Origin of the sequence: Herbaspirillum sp. B65, assembly GCF_000333555.1 — a bacterium.
In the GTDB taxonomy this organism is placed as follows: domain Bacteria; phylum Pseudomonadota; class Gammaproteobacteria; order Burkholderiales; family Burkholderiaceae_D; genus Herbaspirillum; species Herbaspirillum rubrisubalbicans.
In genome coordinates this window covers 1-26,321 of the sequence record NZ_BADI01001170.1, presented here as the reverse complement: position 1 = coordinate 26,321, position 26,321 = coordinate 1, and the positions used below count along the sequence as shown (strand labels likewise).

Genomic DNA, 26,321 nt, shown 5'->3' with positions numbered 1-26,321 from the left:
GTAGGTTCCTTGTCAGTCGTCAGGATGCAAACGCCCTGGCAGCGGGCCTTGCAGCCCCTGCGACTTGTTTTCCTTGAATGCGAGAGCGGTCTGGTGTCGGATCAGGCCTTGCCAGCGCCAGCAGCAGGTGCGGCAGCCGTCTGTGTCTGCATCGGCACTACGGTCGGGGTGATGGCGTCACCCGGGCGGATGCGTTGCAGGCCATTGACCACGATGCGTTCACCCGGCTGCAAGCCCTTCTCGATCACCACCAGGCCATCGTGGCCGGCGCCCACCACCACCTGACGGTAGTTGGCATGGTTGTTCTTGTCGGCCACCATCACGAAGCGCTTGTCCTGGTCGGTACCGATGGCCTTTTCATCGATCAGCACCGCGGCATGGGGCGAACCGCCACCCAGGCGCACGCGGGCATACAGGCCCGGGACCAGCTGGCCATCGGCATTGTCGAAGATGGCGCGCACGCGGATGGTGCCGGAGGCGGTGTCCAGACGGTTGTCGACCGAACCGACCCGGCCTTGGCGCGAATAGCCGTCTTCATTGGCCAGGCCCAGTTCCACCGGCACCGTGGTGCCGGCAGCGCGCGCCGGGTTGACGTATTTCAGGAAGCTTTGTTCATCGACGTCGAAGGAGGCATAGACCTTGGCCACCGATACCAGCGTGGTCAGCGGCGCATTGGCTGCACCAGGGTTCACTACGTTGCCCACCGTGACTTCAGCGCGCGAGATGCGACCCGAAACCGGTGCGGTGATGCGGGTGTATTCCAGGTTCAGGCGCGCTGCGCGCAGGGCAGCGCGGGCAGCGGCGACATTGGCGGCGGCTTCGCGGGAAGCGTTCTGCTTTTCTTCGAAATCGCGCTTGGCGATGGCGTTGTCACCCAGCAGGCGCTGGCCACGGGCCAGGTCCGACGCGGTATAGCCGGCACGGGCTTCGGCGCCAGCCAGTTGCGCCTCGGCGCGGGCCACTTCGGCCTCATAGGGGCGCGGGTCGATGGTGAAGAGGACGTCGCCCTTCTTGACCAGCGCACCATCCTTGAAGTGGACAGCGGTCAGGGTGCCACCGACCAGCGGGCGGACCTCGACGCGATCGACCGCTTCGATGCGGCCGGAATAGGATTGCCAGTCGATGATCTGGCGCTGGACCACTTCAGCCACATCCACCGGGGCGCCGGCTGCAGCGGCAGTCGGTGCGGTGGTGGCGTTGGCCGAGAGGCCCACCACCGAGATGGCGCCACCGACCGAGAGGGCGATGACGGCCAGGACCGTGGCGGTCAGAGCGAAGCGTTTGCGCAGTGGGGCAGGAGTATTCATTTTCTTATCCTCAAAGTGAAGTGGAGGGTTGAAGCGGATACGGCAGGAATTCAGGGGGCGTGGCATCGCGTCGCAAGCTGGCGAAGCGGCAGCGCAGGAAATTGACGATCTCGGTCAGCAAGGGCAGGTGCGTGCGCAGGGCGCCATGGGTGATGCCGGCAAAGCGCGAGACCTGCGTGGGCACGCCGGCGCGGATCAGGCTGGAGGCGTATTTCTCGGCCTCCGGGCACAGCACGTCGCGCTCGGCGGTGGCGATGAAGGCCGGCGGCAGACCGGCCAGGCGGCTCACTTCCAATGGCGCGGCATAGGGATGCAGGCGCTGCATGGTCTGCGGCAGGTACTGGCGATAGCTGGCCGCGCAGGTCTCTGCGCTGAGGTCCGATTGCAGGCGCTTGGCGTCACCCAGCAGGCGCATACTCGGGTCCAGCATCGGGCTGATCAGTACCTGGGCGGCCAGCGGCTTGCCGCAGCGGTCGCGGGTCATCAGCGTGAGGCTGGCGGCCAGACAGCCACCGGCATCGTCACCGGCCACCACCATGCGCTCCAAGTCGACGTTGAGCTCGGCGGCATTCTTGCAGGCCCAGGTGGCAGCGGCGAAGGCATCTTCGGGGGCGGCCGGGAAGGGCTTGGCCGGCGCCAGGGCATAGCCCACCGCGAGCACCACGGCCTGGTTGTGCCGTGCGATAAAACTGGCCGGGGCATCGGCATCATCGAGCGAGCCGCTGGTGAAACCGCCGCCGTGGAAGTACATCACCAGCGGACGTTTTTTGCCCTTGGCGGCTACTGCCGCCGGCTGGTACAGGCGCACCGGAATGCGTCCCAGCGGGCCGGGAACGAAGAAATTGCGGATGTCCAGCGGAGGTGAGCCGTACATGATGAGTGCCTGGGCCGAAGCCATTTGTCCAAGAATGAGGCGGATTGTGCGCCACAGCAGGGTGTCGAATAAACACCTATAATCCAACAACACTGTTCGGTCATTCTGAACAATCGAGATAGGAAATTGCTTCATGATGTGGCCTCATTCAGTGAGTAATTTGTAGGCAATGAGTGAACCATTCGGCGCGCCGGGGGCGGCGCCTGCTGTGCATTGCGAAGTCCTGCCCCCGCTTGCCGTCCCGGTGCTGCACCGGGCATCCGGCACCAAGGAGAGAGCAATGGATCGTTTCCAGGCCATGCAAGTCTTTACCGCTGTGGTCGATGCCAACAGCTTCACGCGCGCCGCGGACAACCTGAACCTGCCGCGCACCACCGTCACCACCCTGATCCAGGGGCTGGAGAGCCTGCTGCAGGTGCGCCTGTTGAACCGCACCACCCGCCGCATCAGTCTCACGCCCGATGGCGCGGCCTACTACGAGCGCTGCGTGCGCATCCTGGCCGACGTCGATGAGACCGAACAATCTTTCCGCAACGTCACGCGCGGTCCGCAAGGACGCCTGCGCATCGACGTGCCCGGCTCCATCGGTCGCCTCATGCTGTTGCCCAACCTGTGCGACTTCTATACCAAGTACCCGGACATCGAACTGCTCATGGGCATGGGCGACCGCCCGGTGGACCTGGTGCAGGAAGCGGTGGATTGCGTCATCCGCATCGGTCAATTGCAGGATTCCTCGATGGTGGCGCGCCGTATCGGCACCTTCCAGACCGTGACCTGCGCCGCGCCGTCCTACCTGGAGCGCCACGGCGTGCCGCATACCCTGGAAGATCTGCAGCAGCACAAGTCGGTGCATTACTTTTCCAGCCGTACCGGGCGCACCATCGACTGGGATTTCGTGGTCGATGGCGTCAGCCGCGAGGTGAAGATGGATGGCAAGCTGTCCGTCAACGATGCCGATGCCTACGTGGAATGTGCGCTGCAAGGCTTCGGCATGGTGCAGGCGCCGCTGTACATGGTCACGCGCCACATCGATGAAGGCCGCCTGGTAGAGGTGCTGTCGCAGTGGAAACCGGCACCGCTGCCGATCTCGGTGGTGTATCTGCACAACCGCCATCTCTCGCCCAAGGTGCGCGCCTTCGTTGACTGGGTGGCCGAACTGTTTGCTACCTGTCCGCTGCACAAGGCCTGCACCATGGGCATGGAAGAGAGCGAATGCCGCTTCGTCAACAAGCCCGAATCCACCACCGTGCGCAACGTGGTGGAGCAGTACAACATGGCCGAGAGCGTGTTCTGACTGGATCGATGATCTGATTGGGTTCGGCCAGGATTATGCAGGGCGGGGCGCTATTTACGCGTGCCGAAAGCTGCCGATTTCCTGCCTGATTCTCTGTGCTTGGGTGCGCAGCTTCAAGGGTGACGGGCATTGTCATCAGGCTGGCGGCGAGTTGGTGTGATGGTGCTTCTGCGCATTCGTCGGATGACATACCCGATCCTGCAAACTTCTTGCCTGATTCTCCGATTGCTGCTCACAGAGGATCAGGCAATCGCCGGCGCGCGCTACAGTCGCGTCTGTCCTTCATTGAGAGAAGCTTATGGAGCTCGATCTACACGCTGTCCATGATTCCTCCCCGCTGATGCTGGCGCAAGAGACCGACCCGGTCCCGCAGGGCGCGGCTGACGATGCACGTTTTACCGCCATGCAGCAGGAGTTGCTACAACTGTTGCAGCGTTACACCACCGGTGCCGAAGGGATGTTGCAGACCGCCATTCCCGACATGGAAATCTATCGCATCACCTGTCCCAGCGGCCCCAAGCACGCGGTACAAAAGCCGGTGTTCGCGGTGATCGCGCAGGGTTCCAAGCGCATCTTCGTGGGCGATGAAATCTACGAATACGATCCCATGCATTACCTGGTGGCTTCGGTGGATCTGCCGGTGGTGGGCAAGGTGATGGTGACCAGCCCCGATGAACCCTACCTGGGTTTGCGGCTGGAACTGGACACCCAGGAAATCGGCGAACTGATCGGCGACGAAAACCTGCCCGCCGCGGCCCATCTCAACGAGGGCGCCGCACGCGGGTTGTATGTGAACCGGCTCGACGTCGATCTGCTCGATGCCGTGCTGCGCCTGTTGCGCCTGCATGAGTCGCCGCGCGATGTGCCCATCCTGGCGCCGATGATACGGCGCGAGATCCTCTATCGCCTGCTCATGAATGGCCAGGGTGCGCTGCTGCGCCAGACGGTCCTGCAGGATAGCCAGATGAACCGCGTGGCCAAGGCCATCCGGCTCATCAAGGACGGTTACGACCAGGCGCTGCGCATCGAGGATATCGCACGCGATGTACACATGAGCGTGTCGTCCCTGCACCATCACTTCAAGCTGGTGACGGCCATGAGCCCGCTGCAATACCAGAAGAACCTGCGGCTGCAGGAAGCGCGCAAATTGATTCTGACCGCCGACGCCAGCGTGGCCACTGCCGCTCATCGCGTGGGTTATGAAAGTTCTTCGCAATTCAGTCGCGAATACAGCCGCCTCTTCGGTGCGCCGCCGCTGCGTGACAAGCGGCGCTGGCAGGAAGAGGAAGCCCCGGTTCTGTGAGCGCCGGCAAGATCAGCCGCACTTAAATTATCCACATCCTTTTCATTGGAGAGACCATGCACTATCGTCGCCTCGGCAAGAGCAATCTCAAGGTATCGGCCCTGTGCCTGGGTTCCATGATGTTCGGTGACCAGACCGACCTGCAGGAATCCGGCCGCATCCTCGCCTCGGCCCGCGAGCACGGCATCAATTTCATCGATACTGCCGACGTCTACACCAAGGGCAAGTCCGAGGAAATCGTCGGCAAGCTGCTGGCCGGGCAGCGCCATGAATGGGTGCTGGCCAGCAAGCTGGGCAATGCCATGAGTGGCAAGCCCAATGAATCGCATTACTCGCGCAGCTGGATCGTGCGCGAGACCGAGAACATCTTGAAGCGCCTGGATACCGATTACCTCGACATCCTCTACATGCACCGCGACTATCAGGATGAGAACCTGGAAGAAGCCGTGCAGGCGCTGGGCGACCTGATCCGTGCAGGCAGGATCCGCGGCTTCGGGGTCTCCAATTTCCGTGGCTGGCGCATCGCCGAGATCGTGCGTCTGTGCGAGAAGAACAACGTGCCGCTGCCGCTGGTGTGCCAGCCCTATTACAACCTGCTGAACCGCCAGCCCGAGGTGGAAATCCTGCCGGCCTGCGCCCACTATGGTCTGGGCGTGGTGCCGTATAGCCCGATTGCGCGTGGCGTGCTGACCGGCAAATACCAGCCCGGCCAGAAGCCACCCGAAGACACCCGTGCAGGGCGGGGCGACAAGCGCATGATGGAAACCGAATTCCGCGAAGAGTCACTGCTGATCGCGCAGCGGCTGCAACAGCATTGCGAGGCGCGCGGCATCAAGCTGGGCCAGTTCGCTACCGCCTGGGTGCTGGCCAATGCGGCCATCAGCAGCGTCATTGCGGGACCGCGCACGCTGGCGCAGATGGAGGATTACTACGACGCGGCGGAACTGCAGATCACTGCTGAGGAAGAGGCGTTGGTGGATAGCCTTGTGAGGCCGGGTCATGCGTCTACGCATGGGTATAACGATCCTAATTATCCGTTCTTTGGGCGGATGGCCAGGGTTGATTTCTAAGAGGGAAGTACCAGAGTCCCGGTCAAGCGGATCAGGCCGTAAGGCTTGATCCGCTTTGTTGTTGGCGTGTTCGACAGTCAGGTCGACGCGTGGTTGGAATCAAATCAAGTACCTGCGCGCAACGCACTGATCCGCCGCGCTCCCTCGGCCTTGATCTGCTGGATATCCGTCCCCGGCACCACCAGGTCCATGCCAATCTCCTTCATGCGCTGGGCCATGTCCATGCTGCCGGCGAAGATGCCCACATACTTGCCCAGCGTGCGGGCCAGGGTCAGCAGATGCCCGATGGCGTCGTTGAGGCGGGGGTCGTCGTAGGCGTCCGGGGCCAGGCCCAGTTCGATGGCCAGGTCGCTGGGGCCGATGAAGATGCCGTCCAGGTCGGGGACCTTGAGGATGGCTTCGGCATTGGCGTAGCCTTCGCGCGTCTCGATCATGGCCAGCGTCAGGACGGTGGTATTGGCGTGTTTGAAGTAATCTTCACCACCATACAGCAGGCCCCGCGCCGGGCCGAAGCTGCGGCCGCCACGCGGGGAGTAGTGGCAGGCGCGTATGAAGCGTTCTGCATCGTCGGCCGTGTTGATGAGCGGGCAGATCACGCCATAGGCGCCGGCATCGAGGAGCTTGTTGATTTCGCCGAGGCTGTTTTCGGAGCAGCGTACCAGCGGTACTGCGGAGGTGCTGGAGATGGCTTGCAGCATGGGCAGCGCCGACTCGATGGAGAACGGGCCATGTTGCAGGTCGACCGTGACCGCGTCGTAGCCGCTGTGGGCGATGACTTCGGCCAGCAGCGAATTGCCCATCGATACCCAGCCGCAGAGGGCCAGTTGCTTGTGCGCAAAGAGGGTGCGCAGACGGTTTTCCCGCATCGTTCATCTCCCTTGGATCAGGCCGGCAGGGGCGCCGGTCATGCGCCATGTTAAGTCCTGATGCGCGCCTCTGGCTTGAAACTTCTTCAACTGCGGTACTGGAAGGGCGCATCGTCAATGGCGCGCTTGCGGCCGGCGATCTGGTCGGCCAGCAGCGCCGCGCTGCCACAGGCCAGGGTCCAGCCCAGCGCGCCCTGGCCAAGGTTGAGATAGAGGTTGTCGACGGGTGAGGCGCCGACGATGGGGACGCCGCTCGGGGTGGCCGGGCGAAAGCCCATCCAGGGCGAGAGCGTGGCCTCTTCGCCCAGCGTGCAGGCGGGGAAGAGCTCGCGCATTCCGTGCTTCAATTGGTCGATGGCCGCCTGCGGGATGCGGCGGTCCTGGCCGACCAGTTCGATGCGGCCGGCCACGCGCAGGCGCTGACCCAGGCGGGCATAGACGATCTTCCTGGCGATGTCGGTAATGGAGACCTGCGGCGCGGCGGCGCGGCTGGCCTCATCCTCCAGCGGTACCGTGATGCTGTAGCCCTTGAGCGGGTAGAGCGGCAAGCGCAGATCGAGCTGGCGTGCGAAGTCGGTACTGTCGGCGCCCAGCGCCAGTACGAAGCGGTCGGCCTCCAGCCAATGCTCGCCGGCCTGGACCGCACGCAGGGCGCGGCCGGCGCGGCGCACGCCTGTGACGCGGGTGTTGCCGAGGAAGCGGAAATGCGGATCGGCCTGCATCGCGCTCACCAGTGCGCGGCAGAATTGCGGGCAGTCGCCGGCTGCTTCGCTGGGGGTGTGGACCCCGCCTACCCAGGCGCGTTGCGAGCCGGCCAGGGCCGGTTCGATGCGCAGGCAATCGGCGGCGTTCAGTACTTCCTGCTGGCAGCCGTATTGGGCCTGGAACTGCACCTGGCGGGCTGCCGCGTCCAGTCCCTGGGCATCGGTGAACATCACCAGCTTGCCGGAACGCTGGTAGTCAAAAGAGAGTTGCAGGCGTTCATTCCACTGGCTGAGCTGGTCGCGGCTATAAAAGGCCAGTTGCAGCAGGTCGATGGTGGTCTGGCGCACGCGAGGGCTGTTGCAGCAACGCAGGAAGCCGAGCAGCCAGCGGTATTGCGCGGCGTCGGCGGTGGGTCGGATGGTCAGCGGCGAATCCTTGCTGAACAGGTAGTAAGCCCACTTGGACCAGACCGACGGGTCGGCCAGCGGCGCCACGTAGGAGTAGCTCAACTGGGCGCCATTGCCGTAGCTGGTGCCGGCGCCGGGGTGTTCGTGGGCATCGATCAGGCTGACCTGGTGGCCATCCTGCAATAAACGGTAGGCAGTGGTTACGCCGATCACGCCGGCGCCCAATACGCAGATATGCATGGTATTTCGTCAGAGTCAGTCAGAAACCGCGCGGCACCTGGCCTGCAGCGGATCAGCAGCAGACTACCGAAGAGCCGCGCAGGTGTCACATGCCGAATCGGCATGAAGTTTTGCGTGTACGCACAGCGGTTTTGCGCTGGCTCTTCTGCGGTGAACGGCCATGCTGCGCTACAATAGCGCCCGATGCAGGCCAGACAGCCGCTGGCCGCCTTCGCAAGCAGGCGGCGGGAGGAAGGTCCGGACTCCATAGAGCAGGGTGACGGTTAACGGCCGTCCGCCGAAAGCCGGTGCAAGCCGGTATAAGGCGAGGAATAGGGCCACAGAGACGAGCGTATTAAGTTACGGTGAAACGCGGTAACCTCCACCCGGAGCAATTTCAAATAGGCACGCGTTGATGTGGCTCGCGGAGCGTGCGGGTAGAAAGCTTGAGCGGCGGAGCGATCCGTCGCCTAGAGGAATGGCTGTCATAGCGGGTTTCCCGCCGTAACAGAATCCGGCCTACCGGCCTGCTTCATTGAATTTCATCACCACCCCAAGACTGCGGCCCGCGGGCACTGCGGGTACGCGCAAGAGACGCTACCCCAGGAGACCCATGAACCCAGCCGCCGCACCCGTGCTGTTCGAAGAATTGACGGCCACCAATGGCCGCCGCATCGGCATCGCCACCCTTGCTTCCGAAAAGACCCTGCACGCCATCTCGCTGGAGATGGTCCAACTGCTGACCCCGCAACTGCAACGGTGGCAGGCCGATCCCGGCGTGGCCATGGTGATCCTGCAGGCGCAGGGTGAAAAGGCTTTCTGTGCCGGCGGCGATCTGCAGCAGCTCTATCGCTCCATGCGCGAGCATCATGCTTCGCCTGAACGTGACGACATCCGCGCCAATACGTACGCGGCCGAGTTCTTCGAGCAGGAATATCGCCTGGATTATCTTATCCACAGCTTTGCCAAGCCCATCCTGTGCTGGGGGCATGGCATCGTGATGGGCGGCGGCATCGGGCTGATGGCCGGTTGCAGCCATCGGGTGGTGACCGAAAAGTCGCGCCTGGCGATGCCGGAAATTACCATCGGGCTGTATCCAGATGTGGGGGGGAGCTGGTTCCTGGCGCGTATGCCGGGCAAGACCGGCGTCTTCCTGGCGCTGACCGGGGCCAACCTCAACGCCAGTGATGCGCTCTTCGCGGGATTGGCCGATTACCGGGTGGCGCACGCGGGCAAGCAGGCGGTGATCGATGCGCTGCTCGTGCAGTCGTGGGGAGCGGGCAATGATGCCGAGCTGCTCGATCGCGTCTTGGGAGCAGCCCAGGCGTCGTCGTTGCAGGACGGGACAGTAGCTTTTGCTGCTTCCAACCTGCGCACGCATTTCGATCTGATCGAATCCCTGTGTCGCCGGCCTACGCTACCGGAAATCGTCGAGGGCATTCTCGCGCTGCCGACCGATGATGCCTGGTTGAGCAAGGCCCAGGCAACCCTGCGCGCCGGTGCGCCGGGTTCGGCCTGGCTGGGGTATGCCTTGCAGAAGCGTGTGCGTCCGCTGTCGCTGGCAGAGGTGTTCCGGCTGGAATTCGTAGTCTCGCTGCATTGCGCGGCGCGGCCCGATTTCGTCGAGGGTATCCGTGCGCTGATCATCGACAAGGACCAGAAGCCGCAATGGAATCCGCCTTCGCTGACTAGTGCCACGGCGCAGTGGGTCCAAGGTTTCTTCACCGATCCGTGGTCGCGCGAGCATCATCCCTTGGCCGACCTGGGGGCTTGAAGCTCGCCGGTGCGGCGTTGCGCATGTCAGTGCTGGTCAGGGGATAGCGGGGGAATTGCGGAAAGACTACGGAAGGGCTGCGGGAGACTGGAGGCGGGGAGACGGCCGACCACCAGGATCGGCCTCGATTTGAATGCCATGAACCTGGTTCATGGCATTCAAATGCGTGAAGCGTGAAATTATTTCTTCTTCTTGTTCACGGCTTCCTTGAAAGCCTTGCCAGCCGAGAACTTCACGGTGGTAGCAGCGGCGATCTTGATTTCTTCGCCGGTTTGCGGGTTACGGCCGGTGCGAGCAGCGCGCTTGCCGGTCGAGAAGGAACCGAAGCCAACCAATTGCACGGTATCGCCCTTGGTCACGGCCTTGATGATGTTCTCGATGACGGAGTCCAGAGCGCGCTGGGCTGCTGCCTTGGAGATCTCGGTGTCGGCGGCGATAACGTCAACCAATTCAGATTTGTTCACTTTAAAATTCCTTTCACTGTTAAGGTGCCCAGATTTTAGCACTGGAATGAGGCGGATCCGCAAGCCCTATCTGCGTTTTCAGCCGATCTGGCCTGCTCGGAACCGACCTTTTGATTGAAAAAAATCGCGGTGTTTTCCAACACCTGCAAACGGGCCATGTCAGCCCCGTTTTGCGCATCGATCTTCCCAAAGACACGGATAGTAAAAGGTGCTCGCCGCGGAAGTCAAAACAAAAACGCTTCCGACCATTCATTTGACGAAGAATTTGATGAAGATTCTGGGTTGGCCCCATCGTCACTCGCTGTTTTCTTGCCACTCCACCCAGGCTTTTTAGGCCCAGCCCATCCCTGCGGTCGACTTTTCCACAGCCCTCGAGGCGTGGCCGAGGGGGGGCATGGACTTCTCGCAGGCGGAGAGCGGGACTATTTTTTTACGCTTTTTGCGGTTCTTGAGTGAACTTAAGTTGCACCGCAAAATCCATGTCGGTTTCTCCAGCCACTGGCAAATCAGCAGGTGCTGGCTTGCCTCATTTCTGCCAGAGAGCGCTGCCCCGAAATTGCGCACGCGGACTCTCTCATGCGGCGCAAATCCGCGCCGTTACGCAATTCTGACGACAAACACATGTGTAAAGCTCAGGTTGCACTTTCAATGTAAATGCTAAGTCCTTCATTTTCTTCAAAAAACTTCTGAAAAGGCTGTTTTAAGGAAGTGCGCTAAGTCTTTGACTTTATTAGCAAAATTCGGGTTGTTCACAGCGTATACCGCTTGACCTGCAATAGTGCATCCTCTAAAGTGGGCGGCAGTGTCAAAAAGTGTTTTTTTGTGGGGCAAACAGGGTTTCATTTGCATTTGCCCGGCACGAACAAAGCAGCCGATCAGCAAACTCACTCGCCGCAGGCGAAGGAAAAAACAGTGTTCCAGGGCGCGTCAGCACTCAATCTCGATGCCAAAGGACGGATGACCATTCCGGCCAAGCATCGTGACGCCCTGATTGTGCAGTGCGAGGGACGCGCCACCGTGACGCGCCATCCGCATGGTTGCCTGCTGTTCTTCCCGCGCCCGACCTGGGAGACGCATCGCGAGCAGATCGCCAACTGGCCCATGTCGGCCCGTGCCTGGCAGCGCATCTTCCTGGGCAATGCCCAGGATGTGGAGCTCGACAGCGCCGGTCGCATCCTGATCGCGCCCGAGCTGCGCGCGGCCGTGGGTCTGCAACGTGACGTGATGTTGCTGGGCATGGGTAGTCATTTCGAAATCTGGGATGCCGTCAAGCTGGCCGAAAGCGAAGCCGAGGCTGTGGCGGGCGGGATGCCGGATGTGTTGAGTAATTTTTCCTTCTGACGGCCGGACAAGATGAATTTGCAACCGGTGCCCGAGCTGCAGCACCGCACCGTGCTGTTGGATGAAGCCGTGGAGGCGCTGGCCATCAGTGGCGCGCGCGCCAATGGCATTTACCTGGACGGCACTTTCGGCCGCGGCGGTCATAGCCGCGCCATCCTGTCCAGGCTGGGCCCGCAGGGCCGCTTGATCGCATTTGATAAGGACCCGTTGGCCATCGCCACGGCGCAAAAGATAGCCGATGCACGCTTCGAGATCGTGCACGACAGTTTTGCGACCATGGATGAGGCGCTTGCCGCACGCGGCATCGCCCAGGTCGACGGGGTATTGATGGATTTGGGAATCTCGTCGCCGCAGGTCGATGACGCCGCACGCGGCTTCAGTTTTCGCTTGGATGGCCCGCTGGACATGCGCATGGATACCACCCGTGGCGTGTCGGCAGCGGATTGGCTGGCAACGGCAGACGAACAGCAGATTGCAAAGGTGATACGTGATTATGGGGAAGAACGGTTTGCTCTTCAGATTGCAAAGAAGATTGTTGCTGGCCGGGCAATCGAGCCAATTTCAAGCACACGACAGCTTGCCGCGCTCGTGGCACAAGCCGTCAAAACCCGCGAGAAAGGCAAAGACCCGGCCACTCGTACCTTTCAGGCTGTACGGATTTTCGTCAATCAAGAGCTTGAAGAACTCGAAGTAGGACTGGACAAGGCATTTGCCCAGATGGCGCAGCACGGGAGATTGGTCGTGATCAGCTTTCACTCGCTGGAAGATCGCATCGTCAAGCAGTTCATGGCCTCCAAAGCCCATGCGCCGCAGCCTGACCGCCGCCTGCCGATCCGTGCGGTGGACCTGCCGCAAGCCCCGGCACGCCTGCTGCCGCGGATCATGCCCAGCGCTGCCGAGGTCCAATCCAACCCGCGTGCCCGTTCGGCGGTAATGCGCGGCCTGGAACGCGTGACCCCCATTTCCTCTCTCGCCACCGAAGGGATGCCTGCATGATCGGGCGTCTGTGCATCCTGCTGACCATCTTGCTGGTGGCTTGCGCGCTGTCGGTCGTGAGCGCCCAATACAAGGCACGCAGCCTGTTCATCGAGCTGGAACGGGCCCAGAGCGCGGCACGCCAGCTGGACGTGGATTGGGCGCAATTGCAGCTGGACCAGTCCACCCTGGGCAAGAACGCCCGCATCGAGGAACTGGCACGGCGTGACCTGGGCATGGTGCCGGTCACCGCCGCCCTGACCCAATACCTGACCGTGGGGGCGCAATGACCAAGATGCCTCCTCGCACCAACTTGGCGGGTGGCCGTGTGGCGGCCTCCAAGGGCGTGGCGTTCTCCTCCAATCCCATCCTGCAGGTCAAGCTGCCGGCCTGGCGCTCGCGTTTCGTGCTGTTCGTGCTGTTTGCCGCGTTCGTGGCACTGGTGCTGCGCGCGCTGTGGTTGCAGGGTGTGTCTACCGATTTCCTGCAGAAGCAGGGTGCCTCGCGCTACGCCCGTACCCTGGAAATGCCCGCCACGCGCGGCAAGATCACCGACCGCAATGGCCAGGTGCTGGCTTCTTCGGTGCCGGTCAAGGCGATCTGGGCCATTCCCGAAGACGTGCAGGCCGCGCCCAAGGACAAGTTGGTGCAACTGGCCAAGCTGCTGGAGATGAGCGATGCCGAACTGCGCAAGAAGCTTGATTCGGACCGCAGCTTCGTCTACCTCAAGCGCCAGGTCGAGCAGGACACCGCCGACAAGATCGTCAAGCTGGGCATCCCCGGCATCGAAACCCGCAAGGAATACAAGCGCTTCTATCCTGAGGGCGAGGTGATGGCGCACGTGGTCGGCTTCACCAATATCGAGGATGCCGGCCAGGATGGCATGGAGCTGGCCGCCCAGAAGACTCTGGCCGGTGTGACCGGCAGCCGGCGCGTCATCAAGGACCGCCTGGGCCGCGTGGTGGAAGATATCGAATCCATCCGCGAGCCGCATGATGGCCGCGACCTGACCCTGTCCATCGACAGCAAGATCCAGTACATCGCCTTCACGCAACTGAAGGAAGCGGTGGAAAAGTACAAGGCCAAGGCCGGCGGCATCATCGTGGTCGACGCCAAGACCGGCGAAGTGCTGGCCCTGGCCAACATGCCCACCTACAACCCCAACGACCGCTCGGTGCTGACCGGCGCGCAGTTGCGCAACCGCGTGGTGACCGATACCTTCGAGCCGGGCTCGACCTTGAAGCCCTTCACCGTGGCCCTGGCGCTGGATACGCATCGTGTGACGCCCTCCACCGTGTTCCAGACCGCGCCCGGCAAGATGACCATCGGCACCGCCACCATCGGCGACTCGCACGCCCACGGCGCGCTGACGGTGGCGCAGATCATCGAGAAGTCCTCCAACATCGGCACCGCCAAGATCGCGCTGGGGATGCCAGCCGAAGAGATGTGGGAAATGTTCACCACGGTGGGCTTCGGCCAGCAGCCCAAGTTCGGTTTCCCGGGTGCTGTGGCCGGCCGGGTGCGCCCATACAAGTCGTGGCGTCCGATCGAACAGGCCACCATGAGCTATGGTCACGGCATCTCGGTGTCGCTGATCCAGCTGGCGCACGCCTACCTGATCTTTGCGCGCAATGGCGACATCATTCCGCTGTCCTTCACCAAGGTCACCGATTCGCCCATCGGCCAGCGCGTGATCTCGGCCGATACCGCCCTGCAGATGCGTCGTATGCTGGAAACCGTGGTCGCCCCCGGTGGCACCGCGCCCCAGGCCCAGGTGCCGGGCTATCGTGTTGGTGGCAAGACCGGTACCGCCTACAAGATCGAAAATGGCAAGTACGTGCGCAAGTACGTGGCTTCGTTCGCGGGCATCGCCCCCATGTCAGACCCGCGGCTGATCATCGCGGTGATGATCGATGAGCCGCAAGGCCAGCACTTTGGCGGCCCGGTGGCCGGCCCGGTGTTCGCCAACGTGGCGGCCAACGCCCTGCGCGCCCTCAATGTTGCGCCGGACTCCAGCGTGACCAACATCATCATTCCCAAAGAACCGCTTGAGGAGAGCATGTAATGGCCGAGCGCGTTCTTGATCTGCAAGACATTCTCTCCTGGCTGCGCCAGGTGGCGCCGTCTGCGCAATTGAGCTCCGACTCGCGTCGCGTGGCGCCCGGTGACGTGTTCCTGGCCTATGTGGGTGACGCCGATGGCCGCTCTTATATTGCCGATGCCGTCGAGCGCGGCGCCGCTGCCGTGCTATATGAAGCAGAAGGCTATACCTGGCCGGCGCAGATCGATGAGCCGCATCTGGCGGTGCCGGACCTGAAGCAACAGGCAGGCCAGATCGCTTCCGCCTGGTATGGCCAGCCCGACCAGTCCATGCTGACCGTGGCCGTCACCGGCACCAACGGCAAGACTTCCTGCGCCTACTGGCTGGGCAGCGCGCTCTCGCGCCTGCCGGGCGCCACCGCTGCCGGCGTGGTCGGCACGCTCGGTGTGGGCAGCTTCATCAACGGCAAGTCGCAGGGCTTCGACGTGACCGGCTACACCACCCCGGATGCGGTGCTGCTGCAACGCAGCCTGGCCAAGCTGGCCCAGGCGCGGGTCGGTGCGCTGGCCATCGAGGCTTCTTCCATCGGCCTGGCGCAAGGGCGCATGAACGGGATGCATGTCGATGTCGCCCTGTTTACCAATTTCACCCGCGATCACCTGGATTTCCACGGTGACATGCAGACCTACGAAGAGGCCAAGCGCAAGCTGTTCCAGTGGCCGGGCCTCAAGCACGCCGTGCTCAACCTGGACGACCCCATGGGCCTGCGCCTGCTGCCGCTGCTGGCCGGGCGTCAGGTGCCGGTGATCGGCTATTCGATTGCCGAGCAGATCGATGCCCAGGCCGCCCAGGTGGCCACCCTGCGTGCCAGCCAGCTGCGCAGCAGTCATGCCGGCACCGTGTTCCATGTCGATTCACCCTTCGGCAGCGGCCAGGTCAAGACCCAACTGGTGGGCCGCTTCAATGTCAGCAACGTGCTGGGCATCATGGGCGTGCTGCTGACCCAGGGCCTGGCCTGGGATGCCGTGGTGGCTGCTGCCGCTGCACTCACGCCGGCTCCGGGGCGGATGCAACAGTTCGGTGGGCCGGACGTGCCGCTGATCGTGATCGACTACGCCCATACCCCCGACGCGCTCGACAAGACCCTGTCTACCCTGCGCCAGGTTGCCACCCAGCGCGGCGGCCAGCTGTGGTGCGTGTTCGGCTGCGGTGGTGATCGCGATCCGGGCAAGCGTCCGCAGATGGGGCAGATCGCCGAGCAGGCCGACCAGGTCGTGCTCACCAGCGACAACCCGCGCAGCGAAGATCCGCAAGCCATCATCGACCAGATCCGTGCCGGCATGAGTCGCATCGAACCGGTGGTGCTGCCAGACCGGGCTGGCGCCATCCTGTGGGCGATCCGCCACGCTACCCGTGCCGATGTGGTGCTGCTGGCCGGCAAGGGGCATGAGTCCTACCAGGAAATCGCCGGCAAGAAACTGCCTTTCCTCGACGCCGACCATGTCGCCCTGGCCCTGGCCGCGCGCTCGACCATGATGGGAGGCGCATGATGCGATTCGATTTCCGCCAGTTGCTGGAATGGATCCGCAGCGCCGAAGAGGCGGCCTCGGCGCATACCGTGCCCGGCGTGGTCAATGCCCCGGCCGGTCTGCTGGAGCTCAATGACGTGGTCACCGACAGCCGTGCGGTCAAGCCCGGCAATGTCTTTGTCGCCCTGCGCGGCGAGCGTTTCGATGCGCATGACTTCCTCGACGCCGTGGCCGCCCAAGGCGCTGCCGCCGTGGTGGTGGAGCGCGTGCCGGCGGGCTTGTCGCTGCCGGCCATCGTGGTGCCCGACAGCCGCGCTGCCTTGGGCCAGATCGCCCATGGCTGGCGCGTGCAGCGCCAGATCCCGGTCATTGGTGTGACCGGCAGCAACGGCAAGACCACCGTCAAGGAAATGATTGCCGCCATCCTCGCCGCCGCTTTTGGCGAAGACGGCTACCTGGGCACGCGCGGCAACTTCAACAACGAGATCGGCGTACCGCTGACCTTGTTCCGCCTGCGGGCGCAGCACCAGGCCGCCGTCATCGAGATGGGCATGAACCATCCGGGCGAGATCGCCGTGCTCTCACGCATCGCCGCGCCCACCCTGGGCCTGGTCAACAATGCCCAGCGCGAGCACCAGGAATTCATGGCCAGCGTGGAAGCGGTGGCGCGTGAAAACGGCGCCGTGATCCGCCACCTTCCCGCCGATGGCGTGGCCGTGTTCCCGGCCGATGATGATTTCACCGCGCTGTGGCGCGAAGAGGCTGGTGCCCGTCGTGTACTGACCTTCGGCCTGAACGCGCAAGCCGATGTCAGCGCCAGCTACCAGGCCACGGCCTTCGGCAGCACGCTGCAGGTCACCGTCAAGGGTCTGGCTGTACCGCCAGCGCAGTTCAAGGTCGAGCTGGCCGCCGTCGGCGAGCATAACGTGCGCAATGCCCTGGCCGCCACCGCCTGTGCATTGGGTGCCGGTATCGCAGTGGACGCCGTGGTGCGTGGCTTGCAGAGCTTCGCCCCGGTCAATGGCCGGTTGCAACGCAAACAGGCCAAGAGCGGTGCGCTGGTGATCGATGACACCTACAACGCCAACCCCGACTCGGTGCGCGCCGCCATCGACGTGCTGGCCAGCATCGCCGGCCCGCGCGTGCTGGTGCTGGGCGATATGGGCGAGGTCGGCGACCAGGGGCCACAGTTCCATGCCGAGATCGGCGCCTATGCGCGCAGTCGTGGTATCCCGCTCTTCTTCGGACTGGGCGAATTGACGAAACACGCCGTCGCTGCATATGGCGCCCCGCTGCAAGGCGTGGCCCAGGCCATGCATTGCGAGGATATCGCCACCCTCAATGCAGCGGTGGAGCAGGCCGCGCCGCAAGGCGCGACCGTTTTGATAAAAGGTTCACGCTTCATGAAGATGGAGCGAGTTGTACAGCATCTGGTCAACGTTGAATCCCTCACGCAACATCAACAGGAGGCCCATTAACATGCTGGTCTGGCTCGCACAGAATTTTCACAGGGATTCGGTTTTCTGCGCCTGTTCAACTTCATCACCTTCCGCGCGGTGTTTGCCACGTTGACGGCGCTGTTGATCGGCATGATCGCCGGTCCCGCCGTGATCCGTATGCTCACCCGCATGAAGGTCGGCCAGGCGGTGCGCACCGATGGCCCCCAGACCCACCTGATCAAGTCCGGCACCCCGACCATGGGCGGCGTGCTGATCCTGATCGGCATCGGCATTTCCACGCTGCTGTGGGCGGACCTGTCCAACCGCTTCGTCTGGATCGTACTGATCGTCACGCTCGGCTTTGGCGCCATCGGCTGGGTCGATGACTATCGCAAGGTGGTCTACCGCGACCCCGAAGGAATGCGCTCGCGTGAAAAATATTTCTGGCAATCGCTGATCGGCCTGGTGGCGGCGTTCTACCTGGCCTTCTCGGTGTCCGAAGTGAGCAATATGAAGGTCTTCGACCTGTTCGTGGCCTGGGTGCGTTCCGGTTTCAGCCTGGACTTGCCGCCCAAGGCCGACCTGATCGTGCCCTTCTTCAAGACGGTCAGCTATCCGCTGGGCGTGTGGGGTTTCATCGCGCTGACTTATTTCGTCATCGTCGGCACCAGTAACGCCGTCAACCTGACCGATGGCCTGGATGGCCTGGCCATCATGCCCACCGTGCTGGTGGGCGCGGCCCTGGGCCTGTTCGCCTACCTGACCGGTAACGCCGCCTATGCCAAGTACCTGTTCATCCCGCACATCCCCGGTGCGGGCGAATTGCTGATCTTCTGCGGCGCCATGGGCGGCGCAGGCCTGGCCTTCCTCTGGTACAACGCCTACCCGGCGCAGGTGTTCATGGGTGACGTCGGCGCCTTGGCGCTGGGCGGCGCGCTGGGCACCATCGCCGTCATCGTGCGCCAGGAAATCGTGCTCTTCATCATGGGCGGCATCTTCGTGGTGGAAACGCTGTCGGTGATGATCCAGGTGGCCTATTTCAAATACACCAAGAAGCGCTTCGGCACGGGCCGACGCGTGTTGTTGATGGCGCCGCTGCACCATCACTACGAGCAGAAGGGCTGGAAGGAAACCCAGGTGGTGGTGCGCTTCTGGATCATCACCATGATGCTGGTGCTGCTGGGTCTGTCGACGCTGAAACTGCGCTGACGGCGCGCTGTATGAAGGAAAAAACGGCGCCCCTTGCGATTCATGCCAAGCGGCGCCCTTTGTGGTTGATGCAATTGAAGAAGTCTGTGAAGAAGTGAGTCTGGAAACAACGATGAATTACTCGGGCAAACACGTTCTGGTGCTCGGACTCGGTGAGTCCGGCCTGGCAATGGCGCGGTGGCTGGTCTACTGCGGCGCCAGCGTGCGCGTGGCCGATACCCGCAGCGAAGCGGCGCTGGCCGAGCGCCTGGCCGCCTTGCGCGCTGATGCGCCCGAGGCCCAGGCCGTGCTGGGCCAGCCGCTGACAGCGGCCTTGCTCGATGGCATCGATTTCGTCGCTGTCAGCCCGGGCCTGGCCCCCGAGGGTGAGCTGGCACCGCTGCTGCCGGTCATCGCCGAGCGCGGCCTGCCGCTGTGGGGCGAGATCGAATTGTTCGCGCAGGCGCTGCTCGCCTTGCGCGAAGAAACCCTGTATCAACCGAAGATCCTGGCCATCACCGGCACCAACGGCAAGACCACGGTGACGCGCCTGACCGGCCTGCTGTGCCAGCGCGCCGGCCTGTCGGTGCAAGTGGCGGGCAATATCAGCCCGGCCGCACTGGACGTGCTGCGCGAAGCGGTCATCAAAGACCAGGTTTTCCTGGCCGAACTGGCCGAGCAGGATGCACTGGCTGCCGCCCAGGCACAGGCTGAAGCCGAAGCACAAGCCGCGCAGCAAGCCGTGCTGGATGCCCAGCAGGCCGCCGAAGCTGAAAAGCACCGCCGCGCCGCCGCCCGCATCGAAGAGGCGGCGGCCATCGCGGTGCCGGTCATGACGCCGCAGGCTGCGCCTAGCGCACCGTCCGAACTGCCCGAGCCACAACTGGACCTGCTGGCGCCGACCGCAGACGGCCAAGAGCCAGAAGACGGCCAGCCCGCCACCGACGCACCGGCCGACAGTGCCGAGGCAGCCAGCCAAGCGCAAGCGGAGGCCGGGAGCGAGGCCGTGGCCGAGGCCGAGGTGGGTAATGCCGCAAATGAAGATTTCGTCACCTCCACCGTGGAAGCCACGCTGCAAGTGGCTTCCGACGTGGTGCCGCAAGCCGATCCCGACGCGCCGGCCACCACAGGTGAAGCAATGAACCTGGGCGACTTCATGGAAGTCTCGCGCAAGGCCGAGGAAGATGCGCTGGTCGAAGTGCCGCCCCCGCCGCCGCCCGAGCCGACCTATCGTGGTTCCATGCCGCAGGCCTGGGTGCTGGAGCTCTCCAGCTTCCAGTTGCACACCACCCACAGCCTGCAGGCGCACGCGGCCACCGTGCTGAACCTGACCCAGGATCACCTGGACTGGCACGGCAGCATGGAACACTATGCCGCCGACAAGGCCCGCATCTTCGGCCAGGACACCGTGCGCGTGCTCAATCGCGACGATGCGCTGGTCATGGAGATGGCCTCCACCGCCGCGCCCCTGTCCACCTTCGGGCTGGATGAGCCGGACACGCCCAACAGCTTCGGCCTGGTCAACGACAATGGCATGTTGTGGCTGGCCAATGCCTTCGTCCACGAAGATGACGAGGTACCGGAAGGCAAGCGCCGCCGCAAGCAGAAGGACATGCTGCCGCCGCCGGTGACGGTCAAGCGCCTCATGCCGGCCGACGCCCTCAAGATCCGCGGCGCCCACAACGCCATGAATGCGCTGGCCGCGCTGGCCCTGTGCCGCGCCATCGACCTGCCGATGGCGCCGCTGCTGCACGGCCTGCGCGAGTACACGGGGGAACCGCACCGGGTGGAACTGGTGGGCGTGATCCAGGAAGTGGAGTACTACGACGACAGCAAGGGCACCAACGTGGGTGCCACCGTGGCAGCCTTGAATGGCCTGGGCCTGGGCGGTCGTCCCAATCGCATCGTGTTGATTGCCGGTGGCGATGGCAAGGGCCAGGATTTTTCGCCGCTGGACCTGCCGGTGCAGAAATATGCACGCGCCGTCCTGCTGATCGGCCGCGACGCCCCCGCCGTGCGCACTGCGCTGGCCGACAGCGGTGTCGAACTGATCGATTGTGCCAGCCTGGAACAGGCGGTGGAGCAGGCCGGACAGATCGCCAAGGCGGGCGACATCGTGCTGCTCTCGCCGGCTTGCGCCAGCCTGGACATGTTCCGCAACTATGCCCATCGCGCCGAGGTGTTCGTGGACGCGGTGCATGAACTGGCGCTCTCGCGCGGTGAGGTGCTGGTATGAAACTGGGCCTGTCTTCGTTGCGTAACTGGCTGGGAGGCGTCAAGCAAGCCGCCCCGGTAGCGGCTGGGCGCATCCGTGCCGGCCGTGGCAGCGCATCGGGCAGCATCGGTCTGGAACAGCGTTCGCGCATGATGGAATACGACCAGCCGCTGATCTGGGTGGTGGTATTGCTGATGCTGTTCGGCATGGTGATGGTCTATTCGGCGTCGGTGGCGTTGCCGGATTCGCCCAAGTACGCCGCCTATTCGAACTATCACTTCCTGGTGCGCCAGGCGATCTTCATCGTGCTCTCCATCATCGCCGGCGCCCTGGTGTTCCGCGTGCGCATCGAGACTTGGCAGAAGTGGGCGCCCTACCTGTTCGCCGTCACCCTGATCCTGTTGCTGCTGGTGCTGATCCCGGGCGTGGGCAAGGGCGTCAATGGCGCCAAGCGCTGGCTGTCGCTGAAGATCATCAACCTGCAACCGTCCGAACTGATGAAGCTCTTCATCGTGCTCTACGCCGCCGACTACACGGTGCGCAAGCAGGCGGTGATGCACAAGCTGGTCAAGGGCTTCTTCCCGATGGCCGCCGCCGTCGGCCTGGTCGGCTTGCTGTTGCTGCTGGAGCCCGACCTGGGCGCGTTCGGTGTGATCGTCTGCATCGCCATGGGCATCCTGTTCCTGGGGGGCATCAACGGGGTCTGGTTCGGTGGCATCGGCGCGACCTTGGTGGGCGTGTTCTCGCTGGTGATCGTGACTTCGCCGTGGCGGCGCGAGCGTATCTTCGCCTATCTGAATCCGTGGGAAGAAGACAATGCGCTGGGCAAGGCTTACCAGTTGTCGCACTCGCTGATCGCCTTCGGGCGCGGCGAGCTGTTCGGCGTGGGCCTGGGCAGCAGCGTGGAGAAATTGCATTATCTGCCGGAGGCGCATACCGACTTCCTGCTGGCCGTCATCGGCGAGGAACTCGGCTTTGCCGGCGTGCTGGTGGTGGTGCTGCTGTTCTACTGGCTGGTCAAGCACGCCTTCGAGATCGGTCGCCAGGCCATCGCCCTGGACCTGACCTTTGCCGGCCTGGTGGCCAAGGGCATCGGTATCTGGCTGGGCGTGCAGGCGTTCATCAACATGGGGGTGAACCTGGGTCTGCTGCCCACCAAGGGTCTGACGCTGCCGCTGATGAGCTATGGCGGCTCGGGTGTGCTGTTGAATTGCGTGGGCTTGGCCATCCTGTTGCGTATCGATTATGAAAACCGGGTCTTGATGCGCGGAGGTCGCCTATGAACGCGCCGCGCAAGTTGCTCATCATGGCCGCCGGCACCGGCGGGCATATCTTCCCCGGCCTGGCCATTGCCGACACCATGCGTGCGCGCGGCTGGCAAGTGAGCTGGCTGGGTACCTCGCATGGCATGGAGCGCGAGCTGGTGCCGCGCCATGGCGTGGAGATGGACAGCATCGTCTTCGCCGGCCTGCGCGGCAAGGGTCTGATGCATACGCTCAAGGGCGTGTGGCGTCTGGCGGCAAGCTTCTTGCATTGCCATGCCATCCTCGGTCGTCGGCGCCCCGATGTGGTGCTGGGCATGGGCGGTTACGTCACCGTGCCGGGCGGCATGATGGCGCGCCTGCGCGGCAAGCCGCTGGTACTGGTCAATGCGGATGCGGCGCTGCTGCTGTCGAACAAGACCCTGACGCCGATGGCGACCAAGGTGCTGTTCGGCTTCCCTGCCGATTTTGGCAAGGCAGCGGGCAAGGCCGAGGTCACCGGCAATCCGGTGCGCAAGGAAATCATCGCGCTGCCGCCGCCGGCCCAGCGTTACGCTGGCCGCAGCGGTGCGCTGAAGATCCTGGTGGTGGGCGGCAGCCTGGGTGCCAAGGTCTTGAATGACAACGTTCCCGCGGCGCTGGCGAAGTTGCCCGCCGAGTTGCGCCCGCAAGTGACGCATCAATCGGGCAAGCAGCATATCGCGGCCTTGCGCGCCGCCTACGAGGCCGCAGGCGTGCAGGCCGAAGTGGTCGATTTCATCGACGACATGCCGCGCCGCTATGCCCAGGCCGATCTGGTGATCTGCCGCGCCGGGGCCATCACGGTGTCTGAGCTGACGGCCGCTGGCGTGGCCAGCGTGCTGGTCCCGCTGGCGGTGTCGACCACCTCGCACCAGATTGATAACGCCAGGTGGATGGCAGAAAACAAGGCGGCCATTCACTTGCCGCAACGCGAACTGACGCCGGAGCACCTGGCCGGTTTGCTACAGAAACTGGACCGCGCTGCCTGTCAGGAGATGGCGCAGGCGGCATACGAACAAGGCCGGCGCGATGCCAACGAGGCGATCGCGCGGGTGCTGGAAGGACTGGTAACACCATGAAGCATCGTGTCAAGAACATCCATTTTGTGGGCATCGGCGGCTCAGGCATGAGCGGCATTGCTGAAGTTTTGTTCAACCTTGGCTATGGCGTCTCGGGCTCGGACCTCGGCAGCAACGCCGCCACCCAGCGCCTGGCGCAACTGGGTGCGTGCATCCGCTATGGTCACGCCGCCGAGAACATCGAAGGCGCCGACGCCATCGTCACCTCCACCGCCGTCAAGGGCGACAACCCGGAAGTGCTGGCCGCGCGCAAGAAGCACATCCCCATCGTGCCGCGTGCGGTGATGCTGGGCGAACTGATGCGCCTGAAGAAGGGCATCGCCATCGCCGGCACCCACGGCAAGACCACCACCACCAGCCTGGTGGCAAGCGTGCTGGCGCAAGGCGGACTGGACCCGACCTTCGTCATCGGCGGTCGCCTCACCAGCGCCGGCGCCAATGCCAAGCTGGGGACCGGCGAATTCATCGTGGCCGAGGCCGATGAATCGGATGCCTCGTTCTTGAATCTGACGCCCGTGATCGAAGTCATCACCAACATCGATGCCGATCACATGGAAACCTACAACCATGACTTCGCGCGCCTGAAGCAGGCCTTCGTCGAGTTCACCCAGCGCCTGCCGTTCTACGGCGTGGCCGTGCTCTGCCTGGATGATCCGCACGTGCGCGAGATCATGCCCATGGTCTCCAAGCCCATCCTGACCTATGGCTTCCATGCCGACGCCGATGTGCGCGCCATCGAGGCCAGCGCGGTTGATGGCAAGATGGAATTCACCGTGATCCAGGACGGCTATGCGCCCATGAAGGTGAGCCTGAACCAGCCCGGGATGCACAACGTCCAGAACGCCTGCGCCGCCATTGCCATTGCGCGCGAGCTGGACGTGGACGATGCCGCTACCCAGAAGGCACTGACCGAATTCAATGGCGTGGGTCGCCGCTTCACCCGTTATGGCGAGGTGCCCATCACCGACGCCCAGGGCAATCCGGCTGGCCACTTCACGCTGGTGGACGATTACGGCCATCACCCGGTCGAGACCGCCGCCACCATCGCCGCCGCCCGTGGCGCCTATCCGGGCCGCCGCCTGGTGCTGGCCTTCCAGCCGCATCGCTATACCCGCACGCGCGACCTGTTCGAGGACTTCGTCAAGGTCTTGTCCTCGCCTGATGTGCTGGTGCTGGGCGAGGTGTATGCCGCCGGTGAAGCGCCCATCGTGGCCGCCGATGGGCGTTCGCTGGCCCATGCGTTGCGCGCGGCCGGCAAGGTCGAGCCGGTGTTCGTGGACGATATCGGCGACATGCCCGAGACCATCCGCAACGTGGTGCGCGATGGCGATGTGGTCATGACCATGGGGGCAGGATCGATTTCCGCAGTGCCGGGGCGCCTGGTGGCGCAGGCCGGTGGCAAGAACGAACAGGGGGCAGCATGATCAGCCAGGACCAGATCAAGGCCTTTGGCCGTGTCGGTGTGCTCTTCGGTGGCCGTTCCGCCGAGCGCGAAGTATCGCTGATGTCGGGCAATGGCGTGCTGCAGGCCTTGCGCAGCAAGGGCGTCGATGCCCATCCCTTCGACCCGGCTGAACGCAGCCTGGGTGAGTTGCAGGCCGAGCAGTTCGACCGCGTCTTCATTGCCCTGCACGGTCGCTATGGCGAGGACGGCACGCTGCAAGGCGCGCTGGAACAGATGGGATTGCCCTACACCGGCCCGGGCGTGATGGCCTCGAGCATCGCCATGGACAAGATCATGACCAAGCGCATCTGGCTCTCGCACGGCCTGGTCACGCCGCGCTTCCTGAGCCTGGATGCCAAGAGCACCACACGTGAACAATTGCGCGTGGTCCCCGATGAGCTGGGCCTGCCGCTGATGTTGAAGGCACCACACGAGGGTTCGACCATCGGCATTGCCAAGGTGAATGGTTATTCCGACATGCAGGTCAGCTTCGACCTGTGCGCTCGCTATGACAGCGTGGTGCTGGCCGAGGAATTCATCCGTGGCCGTGAATTGACGGTGCCGGTGCTGGGCAAAGGACGCGATGCGCGGGCCTTGCCGATCATCGAGATCTGCGCGCCGGGCGGCAATTACGACTACCAGAACAAGTATTTCACCGACGACACGAAATATTACTGCCCCGCCCCGCTGGATGAGGAACTGACGCGCCACATCCAGGATCTGGCGGTACGGGCCTTCAATGCGCTGGGTTGCCGCGGCTGGAGCCGGGTGGACTTCATGTTGCGCGAGGGGGATGGCAAGGCCGAGCCTTACCTGATCGAAATCAATACCTCGCCCGGCATGACTGGCCATTCGCTGGTGCCGATGGCGGCCAAGGCGGTGGGCATGAGTTATGAAGATCTGTGCTGTGAAATTCTGCAGATGGCCGCGCTGGACATGAGGCCATCCAAGGACTGGACGCCGCAGGTGGCACAGTCGTGATGGCACAGGTTTAAGGAAGCACGCGTCGATGTGGCAGGACGTCAAGATGCTCAACGCCATCAGCAGTGCGCTCTTTGCGCTGGTGCTGCTGGCCTTGCTGGCATCCGGTTTATGGTGGGTGGCGCAGCGGCCGATGTTTACGCTGCACACGATACGCATTGAGAGCGCCAGCGACTTGCCGCTGGAAAAGGTCAATGCGTTTGCAGGATGTCGTTCAAGGCGCGCTGGGCCGGGGTCAGGTTGTCAGCCGGCAGGCTACCGGGCTGACCTTGCAGCGCCAGCAAGGCGCGCTGGGCATTGTTGGCGGCACCCGGCAAGGCGGTCTGCGGTGCTGCGGCTTGCTGTGCGTAGCCACGTGATGCGGCCTGCATGGTCGGGGTGGCCGGCGCGGTGGGAGCCGTCGCAGCAGTGCTGAACACCGGCCCCAGCGGCTGACCATAGGCAATGCCGGGGGCTGCGGCGGGCTGGAGCTGGGCATTGCCCCGCTGCGCCGGCGCAGGCAGCGTCTCGGCGCTGCTGCGCG

Annotated in this window: 22 protein-coding genes, 1 other RNA gene and 2 pseudogenes; 18 read left to right on the top strand and 7 right to left on the bottom strand. The window is 63.7% G+C overall.

Annotated features, from left to right (window positions below; all coding sequences use genetic code 11):
- Window positions 1-101 precede the first annotated feature (101 nt).
- Window positions 102-1,307 (bottom strand): efflux RND transporter periplasmic adaptor subunit, encoded by a 1,206-nt coding sequence (locus I5W_RS28270; RefSeq protein WP_017451917.1) that lies wholly within the window; start codon window positions 1,305-1,307, stop codon window positions 102-104.
- A gap of 10 nt (window positions 1,308-1,317) precedes the next feature.
- A complete protein-coding gene (locus I5W_RS28265) occupies window positions 1,318-2,316 on the bottom strand; it encodes an alpha/beta hydrolase (protein ID WP_044531756.1) in 999 nt (332 codons plus the stop codon).
- 145 nt (window positions 2,317-2,461) lie between these two features.
- Between I5W_RS28265 and I5W_RS28260 the strand changes: the two genes are divergently transcribed.
- The 3 genes from I5W_RS28260 to I5W_RS28250 all read left to right on the top strand — a co-directional run bounded on the left by I5W_RS28260 (window position 2,462) and on the right by I5W_RS28250 (window position 5,848).
- Window positions 2,462-3,475, top strand: coding sequence for a LysR family transcriptional regulator (locus I5W_RS28260; protein ID WP_017451919.1), 1,014 nt, complete (start codon window positions 2,462-2,464; stop codon window positions 3,473-3,475).
- Between the two features lie 298 nt (window positions 3,476-3,773).
- Window positions 3,774-4,778 (top strand): AraC family transcriptional regulator, encoded by a 1,005-nt coding sequence (locus I5W_RS28255; protein ID WP_017451920.1) that lies wholly within the window; start codon window positions 3,774-3,776, stop codon window positions 4,776-4,778.
- A 56-nt stretch (window positions 4,779-4,834) separates the two neighbouring features.
- On the top strand, window positions 4,835-5,848 hold the full coding sequence (locus tag I5W_RS28250) for an aldo/keto reductase (RefSeq protein WP_044531755.1): 1,014 nt from the start codon (window positions 4,835-4,837) through the stop codon (window positions 5,846-5,848).
- A gap of 104 nt (window positions 5,849-5,952) precedes the next feature.
- Here I5W_RS28250 and I5W_RS28245 read toward each other — a convergent pair whose 3' ends face one another.
- Together I5W_RS28245 and I5W_RS28240 are read right to left on the bottom strand one after the other, a co-directional pair.
- The gene (locus I5W_RS28245; RefSeq protein WP_044531754.1) at window positions 5,953-6,714 is read right to left on the bottom strand and encodes an HpcH/HpaI aldolase family protein; all 762 of its coding nucleotides are present in this window, start codon (window positions 6,712-6,714) and stop codon (window positions 5,953-5,955) included.
- A gap of 86 nt (window positions 6,715-6,800) precedes the next feature.
- Complete coding sequence (locus tag I5W_RS28240) at window positions 6,801-8,066, bottom strand: D-amino acid dehydrogenase (RefSeq protein ID WP_044531753.1); 1,266 nt, start codon at window positions 8,064-8,066, stop codon at window positions 6,801-6,803.
- A 182-nt stretch (window positions 8,067-8,248) separates the two neighbouring features.
- On the opposite strand from I5W_RS28240, the gene rnpB reads away from it, so the two are divergent.
- Window positions 8,249-8,583, top strand: an RNA gene (rnpB, locus tag I5W_RS29195) — RNase P RNA component class A.
- A 75-nt stretch (window positions 8,584-8,658) separates the two neighbouring features.
- Window positions 8,659-9,819, top strand: coding sequence for an enoyl-CoA hydratase/isomerase family protein (locus tag I5W_RS28235; RefSeq protein ID WP_044531752.1), 1,161 nt, complete (start codon window positions 8,659-8,661; stop codon window positions 9,817-9,819).
- A gap of 179 nt (window positions 9,820-9,998) precedes the next feature.
- Here the strand turns inward: I5W_RS28235 and I5W_RS28230 are convergent, their stop codons facing one another.
- Together I5W_RS28230 and I5W_RS31815 are read right to left on the bottom strand one after the other, a co-directional pair.
- Window positions 9,999-10,283, bottom strand: a complete 285-nt coding sequence (locus I5W_RS28230) for an HU family DNA-binding protein (protein ID WP_006465510.1) — start codon at window positions 10,281-10,283, stop codon at window positions 9,999-10,001.
- Window positions 10,284-10,958: 675 nt separating this feature from the next.
- On the bottom strand, window positions 10,959-11,171 hold the full coding sequence (locus I5W_RS31815) for a hypothetical protein (protein WP_148289218.1): 213 nt from the start codon (window positions 11,169-11,171) through the stop codon (window positions 10,959-10,961).
- Window positions 11,172-11,195: 24 nt separating this feature from the next.
- Between I5W_RS31815 and mraZ the strand changes: the two genes are divergently transcribed.
- The 13 genes and pseudogenes from mraZ to I5W_RS33805 form a co-directional block, all read left to right on the top strand.
- On the top strand, window positions 11,196-11,624 hold the full coding sequence (gene mraZ / locus I5W_RS28220) for a division/cell wall cluster transcriptional repressor MraZ (protein WP_006465511.1): 429 nt from the start codon (window positions 11,196-11,198) through the stop codon (window positions 11,622-11,624).
- A 12-nt stretch (window positions 11,625-11,636) separates the two neighbouring features.
- Complete coding sequence (gene rsmH, locus I5W_RS28215) at window positions 11,637-12,620, top strand: 16S rRNA (cytosine(1402)-N(4))-methyltransferase RsmH (protein ID WP_044531750.1); 984 nt, start codon at window positions 11,637-11,639, stop codon at window positions 12,618-12,620.
- Window positions 12,617-12,889 carry a cell division protein FtsL gene (ftsL, locus tag I5W_RS28210; protein ID WP_017451927.1) on the top strand — a complete coding sequence of 91 codons (273 nt, stop codon included), beginning with the start codon at window positions 12,617-12,619 and terminating at the stop codon, window positions 12,887-12,889. The genes rsmH and ftsL overlap by 4 nt, the downstream gene beginning before the upstream one ends.
- Entirely contained in the window at window positions 12,886-14,664 is a 1,779-nt protein-coding gene (locus I5W_RS28205; protein WP_044531749.1) for a peptidoglycan D,D-transpeptidase FtsI family protein, read from the top strand. Before ftsL ends, I5W_RS28205 begins: the two co-directional genes overlap by 4 nt.
- On the top strand, window positions 14,664-16,190 hold the full coding sequence (locus I5W_RS28200; RefSeq protein WP_044531748.1) for a UDP-N-acetylmuramoyl-L-alanyl-D-glutamate--2,6-diaminopimelate ligase: 1,527 nt from the start codon (window positions 14,664-14,666) through the stop codon (window positions 16,188-16,190). The genes I5W_RS28205 and I5W_RS28200 overlap by 1 nt, the downstream gene beginning before the upstream one ends.
- Complete coding sequence (locus I5W_RS28195; RefSeq protein ID WP_044531747.1) at window positions 16,187-17,647, top strand: UDP-N-acetylmuramoyl-tripeptide--D-alanyl-D-alanine ligase; 1,461 nt, start codon at window positions 16,187-16,189, stop codon at window positions 17,645-17,647. The genes I5W_RS28200 and I5W_RS28195 overlap by 4 nt, the downstream gene beginning before the upstream one ends.
- A gap of 45 nt (window positions 17,648-17,692) precedes the next feature.
- Window positions 17,693-18,817 (top strand): phospho-N-acetylmuramoyl-pentapeptide-transferase, encoded by a 1,125-nt coding sequence (gene mraY, locus I5W_RS28190; protein WP_044531746.1) that lies wholly within the window; start codon window positions 17,693-17,695, stop codon window positions 18,815-18,817.
- 112 nt (window positions 18,818-18,929) lie between these two features.
- A complete protein-coding gene (gene murD / locus I5W_RS28185; RefSeq protein ID WP_044531745.1) occupies window positions 18,930-21,032 on the top strand; it encodes a UDP-N-acetylmuramoyl-L-alanine--D-glutamate ligase in 2,103 nt (700 codons plus the stop codon).
- The gene (gene ftsW, locus I5W_RS28180; protein ID WP_044531744.1) at window positions 21,029-22,294 is read left to right on the top strand and encodes a putative lipid II flippase FtsW; all 1,266 of its coding nucleotides are present in this window, start codon (window positions 21,029-21,031) and stop codon (window positions 22,292-22,294) included. Before murD ends, ftsW begins: the two co-directional genes overlap by 4 nt.
- Window positions 22,291-23,373 carry an undecaprenyldiphospho-muramoylpentapeptide beta-N-acetylglucosaminyltransferase gene (gene murG, locus I5W_RS28175; protein WP_017451934.1) on the top strand — a complete coding sequence of 361 codons (1,083 nt, stop codon included), beginning with the start codon at window positions 22,291-22,293 and terminating at the stop codon, window positions 23,371-23,373. The genes ftsW and murG overlap by 4 nt, the downstream gene beginning before the upstream one ends.
- Entirely contained in the window at window positions 23,370-24,797 is a 1,428-nt protein-coding gene (murC, locus tag I5W_RS28170) for a UDP-N-acetylmuramate--L-alanine ligase (RefSeq protein WP_017451935.1), read from the top strand. The genes murG and murC overlap by 4 nt, the downstream gene beginning before the upstream one ends.
- A complete protein-coding gene (locus I5W_RS28165; protein WP_017451936.1) occupies window positions 24,794-25,798 on the top strand; it encodes a D-alanine--D-alanine ligase in 1,005 nt (334 codons plus the stop codon). The genes murC and I5W_RS28165 overlap by 4 nt, the downstream gene beginning before the upstream one ends.
- 28 nt (window positions 25,799-25,826) lie before the next feature.
- Window positions 25,827-25,997, top strand: a pseudogene (locus I5W_RS33805) (cell division protein FtsQ/DivIB); the annotation flags it as partial.
- Here the strand turns inward: I5W_RS33805 and I5W_RS28160 are convergent.
- A pseudogene (locus I5W_RS28160) lies at window positions 25,990-26,321 on the bottom strand (hypothetical protein); the annotation flags it as partial. The pseudogenes I5W_RS33805 and I5W_RS28160 sit on opposite strands and share 8 nt — an antisense overlap.